Origin of the sequence: Paraburkholderia sp. BL25I1N1, assembly GCF_003002025.1 — a bacterium.
In the GTDB taxonomy this organism is placed as follows: domain Bacteria; phylum Pseudomonadota; class Gammaproteobacteria; order Burkholderiales; family Burkholderiaceae; genus Paraburkholderia.
The window spans coordinates 22,419-41,003 of record NZ_PVZB01000044.1; the positions used below are offsets into that span (position 1 = coordinate 22,419).

General features: G+C 61.1%; 12 protein-coding genes. All 12 read right to left on the bottom strand.

Annotated elements, in window-relative coordinates:
* Position 1: 1 nt before the first annotated feature.
* The gene (locus B0G73_RS37905; protein WP_106286159.1) at positions 2-1,165 is read right to left on the bottom strand and encodes an acyltransferase; all 1,164 of its coding nucleotides are present in this window, start codon (positions 1,163-1,165) and stop codon (positions 2-4) included.
* 198 nt (positions 1,166-1,363) lie between these two features.
* A complete protein-coding gene (locus B0G73_RS37910; protein ID WP_106286160.1) occupies positions 1,364-2,665 on the bottom strand; it encodes a hypothetical protein in 1,302 nt (433 codons plus the stop codon).
* A 130-nt stretch (positions 2,666-2,795) separates the two neighbouring features.
* Positions 2,796-3,932 (bottom strand): non-hydrolyzing UDP-N-acetylglucosamine 2-epimerase, encoded by a 1,137-nt coding sequence (gene wecB, locus B0G73_RS37915; protein ID WP_106286161.1) that lies wholly within the window; start codon positions 3,930-3,932, stop codon positions 2,796-2,798.
* Between the two features lie 27 nt (positions 3,933-3,959).
* Positions 3,960-8,096: a glycosyltransferase gene (locus tag B0G73_RS37920; protein ID WP_106286162.1), complete on the bottom strand. Its 4,137-nt coding sequence runs from the start codon at positions 8,094-8,096 to the stop codon at positions 3,960-3,962.
* 85 nt (positions 8,097-8,181) lie between these two features.
* The gene (locus B0G73_RS37925; protein WP_374957056.1) at positions 8,182-9,657 is read right to left on the bottom strand and encodes an ABC transporter ATP-binding protein; all 1,476 of its coding nucleotides are present in this window, start codon (positions 9,655-9,657) and stop codon (positions 8,182-8,184) included.
* A gap of 88 nt (positions 9,658-9,745) precedes the next feature.
* On the bottom strand, positions 9,746-12,199 hold the full coding sequence (locus B0G73_RS37930; protein WP_106286163.1) for a glycosyltransferase: 2,454 nt from the start codon (positions 12,197-12,199) through the stop codon (positions 9,746-9,748).
* A 56-nt stretch (positions 12,200-12,255) separates the two neighbouring features.
* Positions 12,256-13,380 (bottom strand): ABC transporter permease, encoded by a 1,125-nt coding sequence (locus tag B0G73_RS37935; protein WP_146144283.1) that lies wholly within the window; start codon positions 13,378-13,380, stop codon positions 12,256-12,258.
* On the bottom strand, positions 13,269-15,440 hold the full coding sequence (locus tag B0G73_RS37940; protein ID WP_258194159.1) for a glycosyltransferase family 2 protein: 2,172 nt from the start codon (positions 15,438-15,440) through the stop codon (positions 13,269-13,271). The genes B0G73_RS37935 and B0G73_RS37940 overlap by 112 nt, the downstream gene beginning before the upstream one ends.
* An 84-nt stretch (positions 15,441-15,524) precedes the next feature.
* Positions 15,525-16,421, bottom strand: coding sequence for a glycosyltransferase family 2 protein (locus B0G73_RS37945; protein WP_258194160.1), 897 nt, complete (start codon positions 16,419-16,421; stop codon positions 15,525-15,527).
* Positions 16,418-17,314 (bottom strand): dTDP-4-dehydrorhamnose reductase, encoded by an 897-nt coding sequence (gene rfbD / locus B0G73_RS37950; protein ID WP_106286165.1) that lies wholly within the window; start codon positions 17,312-17,314, stop codon positions 16,418-16,420. The genes B0G73_RS37945 and rfbD overlap by 4 nt, the downstream gene beginning before the upstream one ends.
* A gap of 9 nt (positions 17,315-17,323) precedes the next feature.
* Positions 17,324-17,875, bottom strand: coding sequence for a dTDP-4-dehydrorhamnose 3,5-epimerase (rfbC, locus tag B0G73_RS37955; RefSeq protein WP_106286166.1), 552 nt, complete (start codon positions 17,873-17,875; stop codon positions 17,324-17,326).
* Positions 17,860-18,585 (bottom strand): glucose-1-phosphate thymidylyltransferase RfbA (rfbA, locus tag B0G73_RS37960; protein ID WP_106286167.1); only part of this gene is annotated, 726 nt, incomplete at its 5' end. The genes rfbC and rfbA, both read right to left, overlap by 16 nt.

Sequence of the window (18,585 nt, forward strand, 5' to 3'; positions counted from 1 at the left end):
GTTATCGTTGAACAAGGTTCGCACTATTTGCTGAACGCTCAGCAGCCTTTGGCGACAAGCGGCGGCGCAAAGCGCGCGCCCAGTTTTGCGACGGCACTTCGACCAGCCTGTTCATCACGAAAGCGAGAACCAGCGCGCCACAAATCGTGGCGATCCAGACAGGAACCGGCCCGAAGCGCGTATAGAGAACTACCAGTGACACGCTCAGTATCACGTAGTGGTTGAGATACAGGCTGTAGGAGATTTTCCCCAACCAATGTCCAATCGAATAAACGCGCCCTTCCTTGATGGTGAAGGACAGCGCCATCAACAGGAATGCGCCGATTGAAACGCCCAGGTCGCCGAAAATGCGTCCGCCGATGCTCCACGGATTGTCGAACGGGTAGGAGAACAGGACCAACGCCGCGATCCACCACATGGTGCGAGACTTGGCCGGCAATGCAGTAACCTTGTCGACAATCTGAAAACGACACGAATAAAACCACGCGCCTATGACAAAGAATGTCCCGTAGTGCGTCGTCAGGAGCGCATCCTGAAGCGGCCAGGGAATATGGGTAGGCGATCCAGCCAACGCCGCAATACCGATGAGCGTCGAGCTTACTACCGCTGCAATGACGGCCTTGAATCGAAAACGGTTGACGAGAAAGGCAATGATCGGGAATGCCAACGACCATCTCATTTCATGCACGATCGACCACATCGGCGGATTGATCGCGCCGGTGTCATAGCTTCCAATCATTTTCAGATGATCGAAGATCACCTGCTTATCGAGGACGGGATGCGCTGTGTACATCCAGCCGCGCTCCCAGACATAGCCCGCGCGGCCGACGAGCCAGTACAGACCGACGGCGACCACGAGCGATCCAATGAACGGAGGATAAAGCCGGATGATCCGCGCGGCGGCAAACGTAAGGTAACGGCGCGACCTCAGTTCGCCGTACATATGCGCGAGCGCATAGCCGCTGAGCATGAAGAACACGATCACTGCCTGGTGGCCGGCCCATAAAACACGCAGGGGAGTCCATTTCAGCCATCCCCATAGCGGCTCGACCTTGTAGAGCCCTGCCACCGTGGTATGCGCGAAAACGACGATCAAGGCCGCATAGCCCCGCAGCATGTCCAGCGACGGCGCTCGGTCCTTTCCCGCGTTTACCGAATCCACCATGAATCGCCTCTCCCGCCGCCTATTTCTGAGACAACGATTTTACCAGTGATTTTCCGGCATTTTTCCCTTCCCACGATTCGGCGGGAGCGGAATCTCCCCAATGCATGACATCAATTGATGGAGCGAGCCTTTTGCGCGGCGCTATCTGCCGCGATCACGAGTCGATTTTTCCGATGCCACGCAAAGGTTTGACGGGCCTCACCGCACGGGTTTGATTGTCGTCACGAATAAATCGCCAGGTGGAGGCGATAACCGGTACGAAACGACATTACCGGTCACTAGCGACGTAATATTCGTCGCTGGCCAATTTCCGCTCGCAAAGCCAGTCGCGCTGGACATGCAGACCAGCAGCAGGAGCGCTCCCGCTGCCGATTTGGCACCAACGCCATTCGCCTTTGAAAGGCAAATGACAAATGTCCAGAAGCAGAATATGAACGGCACGTAGAGATATCTCGATCCGCCCATCGACCATCTCATGGCGAGATCCGTGCGTCCAAACCGGGCGATGCCAAGTGCCCAGAACAGGACAGCGAGAAAAAGAAGTGCGGCACACGCAAAACGGTAATTGCCGGGCGTCTTGTACAGCGCAAAACCACAACATGCGATAGCGATTAGCGACAGGCAAATACGCACGCCACCGCTCCATTGATCGTTCAACGAAGCTGGACTTAAAAAATCGAGAACAAAATAACGAAGGAAAGAACTGATCCAGTGGAAATCAGCCGGATTGAATTTGACCAGGCCACCTTGCGAACTCGCGTGCATCAAGCACGCCATTTGGGCTGTCAGTGCCAAACCGTACGCGACAAACAGGCCCCATGTGCGGCGTGTCCACGCGTGCCGCCCCTTGATGAAAGCAGCCCCAACGACGAACACACTGAACACAAGCCCAAACGGACCCGTCAGAGCCAGCAGCACGATCAGCACCGCGTCGAGATAAAACACTCGCGCTGGAAAAACCTGTCCGGCCACGAATTCTCGCCAGAGCAGAACGAGAAGCAAAGGCCCGAGAATCCACTGGAGATTGGTGACGGTCAGCCATATTTCGCCATCCTGAGGGACGACAATCAGCGCAAGCGCGAAGCACATGGCCGCAACGCGGCCGACATGGCGATACACGGCAGTAAACAGCAGTGTTGCAGCGCCGGCCAGCACGATCGCGCAGACCCACGCCAGGACCAGCGGCGCATGGACAGGCGAACCCACGGATGCATACGCCGCAACGAGCAGACGCGGAACCGCGTGGAGATAGCCCGCGTACGGAGCAAATATCGACCTGAAGCCTTCCTCGTAGCCGCCCTTGAGAAAGACCGATGCGTCCTCCGCCCACAGGAAGCCTTGTGTCAGACGTTGCGGCATCCGCGCGAACGTCAGCCCGAGCGCGATTGCGAAGACGGCTAGCAACCAGATCCCGTTAGAGGCCTTGTCATCGATTACCGGTACATTCGGGCCGGCCGTGATGGGCGCCCCCGCTGCCCAGGTGCGGTCTTTGGATTTCATATATTTTTTATCGATCAATACCACATGGCCACGCTGACAGCGGTCGGCCGAATGCGCGCTGAACGCAAGCGCAAGCGCAAGCGGGCGAGCTCAACGGATGCCCGGCCCGCGACCGCCGGCGAAATGCCAATCAGGACTGCGCAAACTTCGATTTCAGAATGGCGACGATCTGCTTGCCCGCAGTCCCATCGCCAAACGGATTCTTGCCGGCGGACATTGCTTGATAAGCAGCAGGATCATCGAGCAAACGCGCCGTCTCACGAACGATCGTGGCCACGTCCGTGCCGACCAGTTTGTTGACGCCGGACTCGACGCCTTCCGGCCGCTCGGTCACATCGCGCATCACGAGAACCGGCTTGCCCAACGCGGGCCCCTCTTCCTGAATGCCGCCCGAGTCGGTCAGGATGATGTGGCTGGCCGCCATGAGCCGCTGGAACGGCTTGTAGGTCAACGGCTCTTCCAGATAGACGCCCGGCTGATCGCTCAACACGCGGTTGACCACTTCCCGGACTTTTGGATTCATATGCACCGGATAGACGATACGTACGTCTGGATGCGCCTCGGCGATTGTCCGCAACGCCGTGCAGATGTTCTCGAAGCCAGGCCCGAAACTCTCGCGACGATGCCCCGTCACCAGCACGATGCGCCGCCCTTCGGCGAGTGCGGCCTCGACACGCTCCGGCAATTCGACATGCTCGTTCTTCAGGCGCTCGAGCATCAGATACAGCGCATCCACCACGGTATTGCCGGTCACGAAGATCTGCTCCGCGGGCACCTGCTCCGCCAGCAAATTTTTCTTCGACAGTTCCGTCGGTGCGAAATGGAGATCGGTCACGAGCGAGGCCACGCGTCGATTGAGTTCCTCCGGAAACGGCGCGGCCATGTCATGGCTGCGCAACCCGGCTTCGATGTGCCCGACCCGTATGCGACGATAGAACGCCGTCAACGCTGCCACCTGAACGGTCATCGTGTCGCCCTGCACGAGGATGATGTCGGGCGACTGCGCGGCGAGGAATTCGTCGATCGCGGTGAAGAGACGCGCGCTCAGCCCCGCCAGCGACTGATTCTGCGACATCACATCCAGACTCGCGTCCGGCGTCACGCCGAAGTCCGCGAAAGCCTGCATCAACATTTCCCGATGCTGTCCGACCGAGCACAGGCACACGTCGAAATCGTCGGGCGCCGCGCGCAGCGCCTGCACCACCGAGATCACCTTGATCGCTTCCGGCCGTGTGCCGGCAAACACCACTACTTTTTTCTTTGCCATGGTAGATATCCTTTGAAACCGGCAGCTTCAGACCACTTCGGGCCGCGCATCGGTCAACTTGAAGTAACGGCTTTGACGCTGAGGCAGATACGACGCGTAGCGAACGCAATCGGCGTTCGTGCGAGTCAGGATGGCCGCGAAAATCTCGGCGTGCCGCGTGTAGGCTTCCGTCGGTGTCATCGACTGGAACGACTGCTGCAAACTCTCGCGCGGCTGGCGCACCGGCCGCTCGGCGTGCTCGACCATCGTTCTGGCCAGTTCGTCGCGAACCGCGTGCAGTTCCCACTCGTTGGCGATGGCCTGATAGAACTCGGCGCCGTCCAGTGTCGACCAGTCGTCACGATAGGCGCGAATCACGGTGCTTGCCTCGCCAATCAACTGTTCGCGGGCGCCGCCCACATCGGTGGCGATGACCGGCGCGTTGCGCTGAAGCGTCTCCGATATCGCCAGACTCCAGCCTTCGGTAAAGGACGGCATCACGACCGCGCGCGCCAGATCGACGAATCGATAGACGTCGGACCGATAGCCGGGCATCGACACCACCCCTTGCAGCCCGTGATGCGCAATGCGCTCCTGGAGCCGCGCGGCGTAGCCGGCATCCGAATGCTTGCCGAGGATCACGAGACGGATGTCGGGCCGCTTCGCATGCGCGATCGCAAACGCGTCGATCAACAGACCCTGACCCTTCACCGGGTTGATCGAGGCGACATTGACGAAGACCGGACTATCCGCCGGAAATCCGAGTTCCTCGCGCAGCGCGAGGTCGCGCTCCGGCTCGAGCAAGGGCATCGCGCTGCCCGAGTCGCAGCCGTTCGGCACGACGATCATGCGGTCCGCGCTCAGGCGCAGGTTCACATCGGCGAACATCGCGACATTGGCCGACACGCAGATATAAGCGTCCGTCACCTCGTCCACGCGACGCCACTGTTCCTTGCCCGCGGCGTCGAGCCACATGTACATGTTATGCACGGTCTGGACGAACGGTATCTTCAGCGAAGCGCAGACCTCGCTGAGCGACAGCGAATAGTGAGCATTGACGAGCGCCACCTTCCGCTCGAGCAGCACTGCGCGAAGCTCGGCGGGATCGCCTGGCAGGCGCACGTAGTCGAACTGGCGCTCCTTGAGTTCAGCCTCGGCCTCGGGCGCGATTTCGCTCGTGAAGCCGAGCATGGGTTGAAAGCCCGCCTTGCCCAAACGGTCCAGCAAGTCGAAGACGACACGTTCCAGACCGCCGACCATGAAGCTGTCGACCTGCAGCATCACGACCGGCGCGACTGGCGGGTTGAAGGCGGCAGCGTCCGGCACGGTCAGCGGCTGCGTGCTATTGATCGCTTTCCAGAAACGGCGCGCGGAGTCAACGACATTCGCGGGTGTCGCTTCGATCACCATGGGGTGAAGCAACGCCAGCCCAAGGAACACGTGATGGTCGAGTGCAATACACAAGTCCACATGGTCGTAGACGTCGCTGCGCAACGCGTACGGATTGTCGCCGGCCTTGAACACGACGACGATCACCACGCCAGGCGCCTGCGGTCCCAAAGACCGCAAATCGGCGGCGGCGATGATTTTCAGTTGCGTGTCATCTGCATTCAGATCGCCCGCACCACGCTCGCTTGCAGGCAAGACTGACGCGAGCGCCTGACTGGACGCCCAATGCGGCGCATCCGCGTCGAACTGCGCGAGCCATTGCGCGACGCGCCGTTCGTTCAGCAACAATGGCGCATTGGGGAAGCGCTTGACGGGAGTCGGGACCGGCGCGGGAGGTGGAGCGGCCGGTGCGGGCTGGCGGGTGCGGCCCGTCATGCCAAACCGCCGCGAAAGCCCACGAGCCGCGCGCAGGAACCTGGCCTTCAAGGTTCGCGCAACGGCGACGCGCAGCGCCTCGCTGGTGAGCACCTGTTCCTTGAGTGCAAGCGCAAGACGAGCCTTTTCTGCTTCGTCTGCAGCAGCAGCCTGTTTGAGAGCAGCCACTTCGCGATCCTTCTCTCTAATCACGCCTTCGAGGCGGTCTGCCTCGATCCTGCCCGCCTGAATCAAGCCCTCAAGGCGAGCCTCCTCATCTTTGCCTTGCCGGATGACGCCTTCCAGCCGCTCGGCTTCGCCTTGCATGTTCCGGATGACGCCTTCCAGCCGGTCGGCTTCGCCTTGCATGTGTCGGGCGACATCCTCCAGACGCTGTGTTTCGACGTACAGGAAGGCGTTGCGGTCCAGCAAGGCTTCGATCTGGGTGTCCTTCACTTCGAACACGCGCTCGTAAAATCCTCGGTGTTCGCGCCACACCAGGCCGGGCCGATACTCGGCATCGGCCAGATAATTCAGAAGGTAAGCGCACCGTGCGCCTAATTCGGCCAGTTGCGATACTTCCGGCAAGCCGAAGCCCAGCGGCTTCGCCGTGTCGCCGAGAATGTTCACCCAGTCGCCCGACAGAACCCGTTGGACTTCCTGCACCGCCCGCTGGAGATACTGGCGCGCGGCCTCATAGTCGCGGCGGCCTACGGCAAAGCTGGCCGCCAGATCGAGCGCCGCAACCGTCTTGGTTGCCAGCAGCGGACTGAACGGAACCGGGTCCATCGCGGCGCACCTCAACGCCCAAGCCTCGGCACCTTCCAGATCGCCTATCGCCTGCAACAGTTTCGCGGCCACATAACTCTGCGAGATCGACCAGCGCAGATGTTGTGCGTCCTTCTTATCCGAATCCAGGTACGCCTGAATTTCCGCCACGCAAGTGCGCACCGTATCCGTCGAGGCTCGCGCGGCAAGCACGCGATACGCGTGGCCGCAAAGCGCGGCGCCATAGTCGGCGGTGTCGTGCGGCGCCTGCTCCAGGACGCGCGCTTGCAAGCTGCCCAGTTCGGCATCGTTGTTCATGCGCGTGCCGATGGTCACCATGCTCCTGAAGAGCCATGGATTCACCATGCCGCGTCCGTCCGGCAATACATTGAACGCCGGCGAATCGGCGTGCTGGTACATCGTATCGACAAAAGCCGACGCATCCGCACCGACAGGATCACGCATCGAGACGACGATCACATGACCGTCGCTGGCCAAGAGGGGCTCGTCGAGTGCCATCTTGCGCCAGGCGACGTCCGACGGCACACCTGGAGGCGAAATAAACGCACATTCCGGCAGCCAGCTTGCATGGGTCGAACCGGCACTGGAGCGCAGCAGTTCGATCGGCGACTGTAATTCGACGGACGCGTCGCCCGTCCTCTGCGGCGCCTGGAGGCCCAGAATCAACCGGCCGCCCGGCCGCACGATGTCGGCAAGCCGCGGCCAGTCGAGCGGCGCGAAGCGGCGAACGTCGCGGCAAATCACCACGTCGAATGAATGGCTCGCAAGCTCATGCAAGGCCTCGCTGGCCCACGGCTTGAAATCGACGCGGCCGGCAACGCCATATTGAGCCGACGCATAACCGCACCGCGACGCCTCCGGCACGATGCCGAGCACGTGGCGCGCGGCCGAGTTCTGCGCAACGACGTAAGCGCCGCTGCCGGCCGTATTGTCCAGCACGAGAACGGCGTCGCCGGCTCGAACGAAACCGTCGATCTGCGTGAACTCAGCGACTGCGGTTTGCGACGCCGGGTCGGTATGCCGCAAGATATCTTCGGCGGGTGCCGAGCTTTGTTCCGTCGACGCGTTCGCGGCACGCTCGAACGCGCAGACTTCGTAGCCGCCCACCGGCGGCAGCGGACGAGTCAGCCGCGCGAAGGTCAAGCGCGCGTGAATGCGAAAGCCAAGTTCGAAGGCCTGTTTTTTGGCCTCGCCGGCTGAGGCAGCGTCGGTCCCGTTCTGCGCGACCGGCGTCACCAGCGCGACGTTCCTGATCCCCGCGTCCGCAATCAGCTTGAGCCACGTTGCCGCTTCGGCGGCCAGGCTGTCCGGCGGAAGAACCACGATCGCCGCGTCGAACGATTCACGCCGGGCAATGTCGAGAGCGGGCGCCGTCACGGACGCCGCTTCGAGCCGGTCGGGCACGAACCGATGATCGGCTTGCGCGCCGCCATCCGCGTCGAGCGAAAGCGCATACGGATCGGTTCCGGCGGCCAGCAGAAAGTCGAGCGCATCAGCGGCATGCGCGCCGATGTACAGGATCCTGCCGTGTCCGAAACAGGTGACGCACTGGCGCAAGCATGCTCGCACATCGTGGCTTGAAAACACGGTCATACAGTCGATACCAAGGTTTTGTACGGCGAGCCGTTTTGTCGAAGAAGGTCAGTCGTCCAGATGGTTGCGCCTGACGCGCGTTGACTTACGAGGCTTCGCCGGTGGGTGCTTCAAGTTCGGCGCGCATGTGCAGATCGCACACGCCGCCGAAGAAATGCGTGTCGACGCGCGCGCGGACCATGAAGAACGCGGCCTCGTCGATCCAGTGCAAGATCGCCTGATCGGAGAAGTTCATCGACTCCTGGTGGATCAGCGAGGCTTGCACTTCGTAGAAGTTTTCGCCTAGCGCGCAGCGGTCCATCGTGAAGACGACGGAATGCTCTTCGCCCGCGCGGAATTTGCGGTTCCAGAAAATGAAGCCGTCCTGCTTGCCGGCGATCAGTTCAGCGTCCTGGTTGAACGTGCCCCAGGAGTACATCTTGATGCCTTCCTTGTTGCGGATACGCAGATTGACATAGAGCTTGTCCATGTCCTCACGGATCGAGAATTTCACCACGATCTTGATCGTATCGCCGGTATAGAACGTGGTGCATTGCTCGCCCGCGCCGTCCAGCACGGAGACGTCTGTAATCATCGCTTCGAGGCTGCCGAATTCGAACTTGCCGCCTTCGTTGCGCGCCTCCGTTTCCTGCTGGTCCGTTGCGTCCGCGACGTTCGACACGGCTTGCCCGAGATGCCCTTCGGCGGCGGCGGCTTCGAGCGGTTCGGCTGTCGCGGCGGGCGCCGTCAACTGCGGCGACTCGACGGGCGCCGCGACCACCGGTGCGGTGTTCGCCTTGAGCGCCTGCTTGTGCTCGGCGATTTCCTTCTGCTTGGCGAGGTTTTCCTCGTCGTGCAGCAGTTTGCGATAGGCCAGCACGACTTCACCGGAAGGCCCGGAGGCCATCACCTCGCCGTGGTGGAGCAAAATCGCGCGGTCGGTAAACGTGCGGACCGACTCGATGTCGTGCGACACGAAGAGAATCGCGACGCCACGATCGCGCAGCTGGCGAATGCGCTGATAGCAGCGCTTCTGGAACAGCGCGTCGCCCACGGCCAGTGCCTCGTCGACGATCAGCACATCCGGGTTCAGTTGCACCTGCACTGCAAAGGCAACGCGCACCATCATCCCGCTCGAGTAGTGCTTGACGGGTTGGTCGAAGAAATCGCCGATCGCCGCGAAGCGGATGATCTCCGGCATCGCCGCGTCCATTTCCTTGCGCGTCAGGCCAAGAATCGAGCCGTTCAGATAGGCGTTCTCGCGGCCGGTAAACTCCGGATTGAAACCGCTGCCCAGCTCCAGCAGGGCCGCGACCCGGCCATGCACTTCCACGTCGCCCTGGGTGGGCGAGAGGACGCCGGCGATGATCTGCAGCAGCGTCGATTTACCGGCGCCGTTACGGCCCACGATACCCACCGCTTCGCCCTTCTTCACGTTGAATGAGATGTTGCGCAGCGGCCAGAATTCGCCGAAAAACTGCCGACGCCCACGAAGCAGCATCTGCGCCAGCCGATGGTGAGGCTTCGCATAAAGTTCGTAACGCTTGCTCAAATCGCGAACGTGGATAGCTATATCGTCCAAGACCACTCTCTTTGTTGATGAACAGCTTTACACAAAGCTGTGATCGGGAGCCGCCCGCCTCTCGTGCGCGGCGGCCCCGGTTAGCCGACTAGGTCAGCGCCTCGATGAGTTCCTTCTCGCCCGTGGCCTTCTGCTCGACCAGCCGCTCGCAGATGGTCCGATTGTGCGCGGCCATCTCCATGCGCGTGGCCGCGTCCGGAATCAGCCCCTTGGCAAAATCCTCGACGCTCACGTAACGCATGCCGTACGTATTGAAGTCGCCGATGTTGGGCGTGTCCACGATGGGCACGATGCCGAACGCCAGGTACTCGATCAACTTCGTCGGACAGGACACGTGGTTCACCACCATGTCGTCGCGCAGAATGAAGCCGAAATGGCACTGCTGGTACACCTCGTTGAGCTCGGCACGCGTCGCGCTGGCCACATGGAAGTTCGGGTGGTTTTGAACCTCGGGCGCCGCCGCGTTTCTCATCACCTCGACATCCGGCGTGTACATCCACCAGTCGGCATGGTCCAGTGCGCGTGCGACCACGTTCATCATGGCGGGTACGTTTTGCCATTTCTGCGTACCACCGGCATAAATGACCGTGGGCCGGCCATCCTTGTAGGGCCGCGCCCCTTCGCTTCCTTCTTCCAGTGCGAAGATCGGCAACACGATCACTTTCGCGCGCAGCAACTCGCGGTACTTGTGCGCGAGATAGTTGCCCATGGCCTGCGACACGACGATCACACGGCTCGCTTTTTCCACCGCCATGCGCTCACAATCGTCATGGATGCGCGCGGAGAAGAAATCATTGTGCATCCGAAACTCTTCGGGCACGACACCGTGCACGTCGAGGACCCACTTCAAACCCGGCGCGCGAAGCGCCGCTTCCGCCGCCGCATTCGGCATGCGCAAGACGCTGTGGAAATAAACGCGTTTGAAGCGGCGCGCCAGCAGCGCGACGACCCGGCGCTGATTGCGCGACCTCAGGTGGATATTCAGCACCCAGGCGTTGTGCGCCGCCCTTTCGATAAAGGGCTTGGCCTCCACGTGATCCCGCACATCGCAATACACCCGGTGTTTCGAAGGGAACAGCGAATCGATCGCTTTGACGCGCTGGAAATAGCCGTCGCGCTCGCGCTCTTTGGTCGGATACGGCGCGAAGAAAAGAATTCCGTCGCCGTGCCGGAGTAGCTGCAACAATTCGTATCCGCGCACGAGGCGGCTCACCTTCGAGGTGGGGAACTGCGCCGCGCGAGCCAGCCGGTTCGTCACGCGTTGCTTGAGGCTGAGCGGCTTGTCCTGCGACTTGGCGGCTTGCATCGCGGTCAGCTCGCGAGCCATGCCCGACGTCCGGGCGACCAGCGCATCCAGTTCATCGGCGAACGACTCGAATCGAACCTTCATGCGCTGCACGGCTTCCGGCGACGCACTCTGGCCGTCCGCCGACAGGTATAGCTCGATGTCCGTATCCAGGCTGTTGATCGCGGGCAACAGCGACGCCACCGACGCGGGTTGGTCGACATGCCGCCCCATCACCAGCGAACGCAGATCGTTCAACTGCTCAGTCTGCCTGCGCGCGATTTCGCCACCCAAGTGCTTCGAATAGGCTTCGAGGCCTTCCACGAGCGTGCGCATCTGGCGTGCGTACAGGTGATGCGTTTCGAGGTGAATCGGAAACCGTTTCGGCGAGGCAATCGCAAACAACGAATCCTGCATCCAGGCGGTCACGGACAGGCGCGTGCGGTCCAGCCATGCGCGGCCATGCTTCTCTTCGAAGCGCGCGCGGTTCTGCGCGGCGAATCCTTGCGCCTCCACCACGTCCAGCTTGCCGAACGAAGCCGAGCCCCAGTGATGGATATACACATCGCGCGCCACGTACATTTTGAATCCGCCTTGCAAGATGCGGACGCAGTGGTCGTCGTCTTCGTAAGCGCCTGGAAAGAAGCGTTCGTCGAGCGTTCCGACGCTTTCGATCAACTCCCGCGAAAACAGCACGCAGTAGTAACTCAGGAAGTCGCTGTCGACGGTCAGGCCGAGCCAGCCTTCGCGCCGGCGAATCGCGAACTCCGTGAGCACCGGCATATCGAGCGCGGCGCTGCCTTCACCCAGTCTGTTGCGGTCGCCGAGATGATAGGGAATGGGAATGCCCTGCTCATTGTTCGACGCGTTGGTCAGCGGGCCGATCGCATCCTTACCCGCCGCGACGAGATAGTCCAGCCAATGGTCGGTGACGATGACGTCGCTATTGAGCAGGCAGATATGCGTGATCGTCGAATCCGCGAGGCAGTACTGGATGCCGATGTTATTGCCACCGGAAAAGCCGAGGTTCTTATCTTGCTGAAAGAATTTGCCTTGCAAGCCGTGCTCGGCGACGGCGTGTTCGAACGTGGCCTGCACGGCGGCACGCTCGGCCGGCCGGGATGCGTTATCGATCGCGGCCACTACGAATTCCGTATCGCTGCGGGTCTTGATCAGACTCTCGATCGCAAGCGCGAACACCTCCGCTGAATTGAAGGTTACGATAACAATGCCAACACGCGCCTTCTTGCTATTCATTATATTGATCCAATACCTGCCGACGTTAATTCGACTTATACCTTTAAGCGAATTTCCTAAAGCACATCAGGAAACCCTTTTTTGGATTTCATAAAAAACCAATAGCATGCGCACAGAAAGGCAATCGACACGGCCAACTGAATAATCATGCCGACCGCGTCCGGCCATTGGCCAAAGAAAAATACATGCCGCACGTTTTCCAGCACCGGTGTAAAAGGATTCATCGCGACCGCGAATCGCAGGATTTGCGGCACCATGTCGAGCGGATAAAACACCGGGCTCAGATACATGATAGCCATGGAAATGGGCGGCACCAGCAGCTTGATATCGGGCAGATATACGCCGAGCGACGCCAACAGATACGTCACGCCCAGCACTGCGAAGAACATCGGCAGCAGAACGACCGGCAGCGCAATGGCGGACAGCGGCGGCAGGCCGACGAACACCAGGTTGAACAGGAGCAGAAGGCCATAGCCGATCGCCGCGTTCACGACCGCGGACACAGTAATGGCGAGCGGCAACACCTCGAGCGGGAACACGACCTTTTTGATAAAGTTCGGATTCTCGCGCATCAGCATCGGCGCGCGCAGAAAGCATTCGGAAAAGAACGTGTAGGTGATGAGTCCGCTGAAAAGAATCAGCGCGGACGCCTTACTGTTTAACCCTTCGCCGGCCCAGCGCGCCTTAAACACCACGCTAAAAACAAAGAAATAGACCAGTAAAGTCAGGATTGGCGTAACGATCATCCAGACGGAGCCGAGCGCCGAACCGCGGAATTTAGTCGCAAGGTCACGGCGGACAAAGTCCCACAAGAGCGACCGATGCCGCAAAACAGAAATTTGCATTGATAGGTTCCGACAAACCATCTGCGCTTCGATTGTCAGACCGATGCAGACGGTGCTAAAAATTCCGACGGCGTATTGACAGGCGCGCCGGAACGTCATGAATATGTGTGGATGCAGCCGCCGCCATCTTAACCCGGCATTCTGCCGTAGCGGACTGAACCCCGTCAAATCAAGCGCCAGCGTGCCGCAGCCGGCTTCGTGCAGACGCCAGGCCGTCGGCGCCGCTATTCGAACTGGCCGATGCGCGGCGGCGACGCCAGCGTAAACGGCAGCACCTCGCAGCTGAGCGACAGATTCGGGTTGTACGCCGGATCGCGTTCGAACCAGCCTTCCCAACGTGCCTCCATGCGGCGGATTTCGCTCACGAACCGCTCGTACTTCGCCGGATCCAGGTCCGAGCCGCGCGTTGCCGATTCGTGATGGTACATCTCGGCATACGGCGTCCAGATATTGCGGTAGCCCGCCTTCAGCAGCTTCATGCAGAAGTCCACGTCGTTGAAGGCGACGGCCAGGTCTTCTTCCAGTCCGCCCACTTCGTCGTAGACCGACTTCTTGACCACGAGGCAAGCAGCGGTCACCGCCGACAGATTCTGCGTCGCCACCGCGCGTCCGAAGTACCCGAAGTGACCGCGCTTCATCATGTGATGCATATGGCCGGCAATTCCGCCGAGACCGAGCACCACGCCGCCGTGCTGCAACGCATCAGTGGGATACCACAGGCAGGCGCCCACCGCGCCGACGCGCGGCAGATTGGCCAGACTGACCATTTCATTCAACCAGTCCGGAGAGATCACCTCGATATCGTTATTCAACAGACACAGGAATTCACCGGTCGCAACGCGCGCCGCGTGATTATTCAATGCCGAGAAATTGAACGGCGATTCATCGCGTAAAACGCGCACATTGGAACGCTGCGATATTTCGTCGAAATATTTCATTGTCTCCGGCTGCACGCTGCCGTTGTCGACGATGATGATTTCGAAATTCTGATAAAGCGTGTAGGTAAAAACGCTGTCCAGACATTGCTTGAGCAGCGCAAGCCCATCCCGCGTCGGAATGATGATCGACACTTTGGGTTGCGGACTGGGCAGCGTATAACGCACGCGCAGCACCCCGAGTGATTCAACCGGATGCTCGACCGTCGCGCTGATATTCGCGCGCTTCAGGTGATCTTCCAACGCGCGAATCGCGGCGATCAGCGCATACGGCTTCTCGCTGCCGCTGCCCGCCGTGCTGCCGGGCACGATGCGCCAGTGATACAGCACATGCGGAATGTGGATCACGCTGTCGTCGCCGGCAAGCTCCACGCAGCGCAATGCCAGGTCGTAATCCTGGCTGCCTTCGAAGCCCTTCCTGAAACCGCCCGCTTCGCGAACCAGCCTGGTTTCCAACACGCCCAGATGGGAAAACATGTTCTGCGTGAGGAACATCTGCGGGTTCCAGTCGGACTTGAAGTACGGCGTGGTGCGCTTGCCCTCGGTGGTGAGCTTGTCTTCGTCGCTGTAGAACATCCGGCCCTGCGGATGCAGATTGATGTAGCGCGCCACCATGTACAACGCGTGCGGCGGAAGCAGATCGTCGTGATCCAGCAAGGCGACGTATTCGCCCGTTGCAAGCGCGAGTGCGCTATTGCTGGCCTCGGAAATGTGGCCGTTCGTCTCGCGGAAGACGACCTTGATGCGGCTGTCGGCCGCGGCCAGTTCCTGCAGGACAGCCTTGACGTGCGGCTGGGTGGAAGCGTCGTCCGCAATGCACAGCTCCCAATGCGGATATATCTGCGTCTGCACCGACGCAACCATCTCGCGCAGCAGACGTTCGTCGCTGTTGTACGTGGGCACGACGACGGAGATCAGCGGCTTGCGCGCCAGCAGAGCAATTTCCGCTTCGATTTCGCGTTGCTTGTCCTGCGTGACCGTATCGTACTGGCTGATCCACTCATGGTAGACCTCGTCACGCGGCGGACCGTCGGCGAATCCGCGTCCGCTTTTGAGCCGGCGCACGCGCGCCACGACGCCCGGCAGGCCTTCGCGCCCGATCACCGACGCGTAATAGCCCAGCGCGCTGCCCAGCCCGCCCCTGACCTCGGCTTGCCGGCCAATGGTGCTGAATGCGAGCCGCACCGCCGCCGCGATACGGCTCACCGAGCGCAGCGGTGCCGTCACGCGCCACGAAGTCGAATTAAGCAACGTGGCCTGCTCAACCTCCAGCTTCAGAATCCGATTGTTAAGCTTGGCGATCGACTCGCCGTCGTTCAGCGCGTCACCGAGCTGTTTCTCGAGCTGCGCCACACGCGCCTGAAGACCGCGCGCATCTTCAGCGCCGGACGATAACGGCTTATCGTGGGAGACGTCCTGACTGACTGCATCCTGCTGATGCCCGCTAAATTTCGTATTCATGCAATTCCTTCCTGCGCGTCCGACGAGATGCCTGCTGCCCGTGGAGTTCGTGGTCAATGGCATCGACTGCTGTCGCACCGCTTTCTAAAGTCTACCTAGCCGCCCGCGGATGCCGTCCCACATACCGAGCAAGGCCATTTTCAGATGGGCCATCCGCTCCGAGGGCATCAATGAATAAATGACCAGCCGCACCGGAAACTTGACCAGTTCGGACGACTTCCAGGTCCAGGGCACATAAGAGCGGCGAATCAGCACGACGGCGTTGCGGAACAGGTAGTAGTGACGCAACGGGCTGTGCATGGGATACGCGCGCCCCAGTACGCGGACCGGCTCGCCGCCAAGTTCATGGCTCATGTGCACCCACGGCACGCCCAATACCCGGTAGCCTTTCTGCTTGGCACGCACACACCATTCCAGGTCGACGAAATCAATGAAAAGCGCGTCGTCCATCGGGCCGATGCTCGACCACCAGCGCAAATTGATGCACGACCCCGACGAAATCAGGAAGTCGACCTCGATAGGCTGATCGCCCTGCGGCACGATCCGCTCCAGCGTGCCCCACTTGAAGCGCACGAACGGCGCGAGGCCGCGCAGACGCGCATCTTCGTAAGCCGGACCCGCCAGCGCGACCCGCTCGCCCGATGCGTTGGCCGCCTCGATGACCTTCGGCAACTCCGTGAACAGCGCCGCAGGCGGCTCGCTGTCCTGATCGAAGATGATCGCCATATCGAAGCCGCCGCGAATCAGCGCTTCGACGCCCTGATTGATCGCCGTCGCGATGCCCGCGTTCTCGCCGTTGGGCAGGTATTCGATCGTGGCGGCCAGTCCCAGCTCGCTCGCCGGCCGCACGCCTGGCGTGTTGTCGACCACCACGCAGTGCATTCTTGCGGCGAGCCGGTTGGCCCGCTCGATACAGGCCGCATCGGGGTTGTAGAAAACAACGACGGCGCCCGTACGCGATGTCAGCGGCGTGCTGCTCAACGCTCGGCCAGGCAGAGTTGCAAGGCGTCGCGCCAATCCGGCGCCTGCACGCCGAACGTCCGTGCAAGCTTGTCATTCGACATGCGCGAGTTGCCGGGCCGCTTCGCCGGCGTCGGATAGGAGGCAGCCGGGATCGGCTTGACGGTCGGCGTTTTCGCTAGGCCCGACAGTTCGAAAATGGCCTCGGCAAAACCGTGCCACGACGCCGAACCCGTCGCGGTCAGGTGATAAACGCCCGAATGCTGCTGCCACCAGTCGCTCTGGCCAGGCGCCGCCGCTTGTGCGAGTACGTTTGCCGTGAGCGTGGCAATCGTTTTTGACCAGGTCGGCGCGCCGATCTGGTCGGCGACCACGCTCAATTCGTCGCGCTCCGCGCCGAGGCGCAGCATTGTCAGCAGAAAGTTCTTGCCACGCGTGCCGTACACCCAGCTCGTGCGCAAGATGAGGTGCGCGCAGCCGCTTGCGGCAATGGCCCGCTCCCCAACCAGCTTGCTGCGCCCATATGCGTTTTGCGGATCGGTGGGATCGTCTTCGACGTAGGCGCCGTTTTTCTCGCCGTTGAAGACGTAGTCGGTCGAATAGTGGACCAGCGCCGCACCCAGCTTTTTCGCTTCTTCAGCCAGCACGCCCGGCACTTCGCCGTTGATGCGCATGGCGAGATCGAGTTCCTCTTCCGCTTTGTCAACCGCGGTATAGGCCGCGGGATTGACGATCAGCGTCGGCCGGATGTTGCGCACCACGGCGCGAACCTGATCCGGATCGGACAGGTCCATCGCGGCGCGGTCCACCGCGACCACGGTGCCGAGCCCCTGCAACGTACGCGCGAGCTCGAAACCGACCTGGCCGTTTACGCCGGTGAGGAGGATCGTCCGCTTGGCATCATGTGCGCTCATGCCAACCCCTTACGCGAAGACGTCAGCATCGGCCAGACGCTTGGCTGCCGCGTCTTTCGCCGCCAGCAGCGGCTCTTCGTCGATGGGCCACTCGATGCCGATGGCCGGATCGTTCCAGACGATGCTGCGCTCGTGCTCGGGATACCAGTAGTCTGTGGTCTTGTAGAGGAACTGCGCGGACTCGGACAGCACCACGAAACCGTGCGCAAAACCAGGTGGGACCCACAACTGGCGATGGTTGTCGACCGACAGAACCACGCCCGCCCACTTGCCGTAATTCGGCGAACTCTTGCGGATGTCGACAGCGACGTCGAACACTTCACCTTCGACGACGCGCACGAGCTTGCCCTGCGCATTCTGGACCTGGTAGTGCAACCCGCGCAGCACGCCCTTCGCGGAGCGCGAATGGTTGTCCTGCACGAACTCGACGCCCGGCTCGACCTGCTCGGCGAATTCCTTCGCATTGAAGCTCTCGAAGAAAAAGCCTCTCGCATCGCCGAACACTTTGGGCTCGATGATCTTGACTTCAGGCAGCGCGGTTGCGGTTACTTGGATGGCCATGCCACTTGGTCCGTAAGAAGGTTTTGTAGATACTTGCCGTAAGCGTTCTTCGCGAGCGGCTTGGCCAGCGCAAGCAATTGCTCGCCGTCGATCCACTGCTGCCGGTAAGCGATTTCCTCCGGACACGCGACCACCAGACCCTGACGCTTCTGCAGCGTGGCGATGAAGGTCGCGGCTTCGATCAGCGAATCATGCGTGCCGGTATCGAGCCACGCGAAACCACGGCCCATGATCTCGACATTGAGCGCGGCGTTGGCGAGATAACGCGAGTTGACGTCGGTGATCTCGAGTTCGCCACGCGGCGACGGCTTGATGTCCGCGGCAATATCGCAGACCTGCCTGTCGTAGAAGTACAGACCCGTGACCGCGTAGTTCGAGCGCGGCTTGACCGGCTTTTCTTCGATCGACAGCGCGCGGAACTGCCTGTCGAATTCGACCACGCCATAACGCTCAGGATCGTGCACGTGATACGCGAAAACCGTGGCGCCATCGGCTTTCTCGTTGGCACGCTCAAGCTGCTTCGCGAGATCGTGGCCGTAGAAAATGTTGTCGCCGAGAATCAGCGCCGACGGATCATTGCCCACAAAATCCCGGCCGATAATGAACGCCTGCGCGAGCCCATCCGGCGAAGGCTGAACCGCGTACTGGATATTCATGCCCCACTGGCTGCCGTCACCCAGCATCGCTTCGAAGCGCGGCGTGTCCTGCGG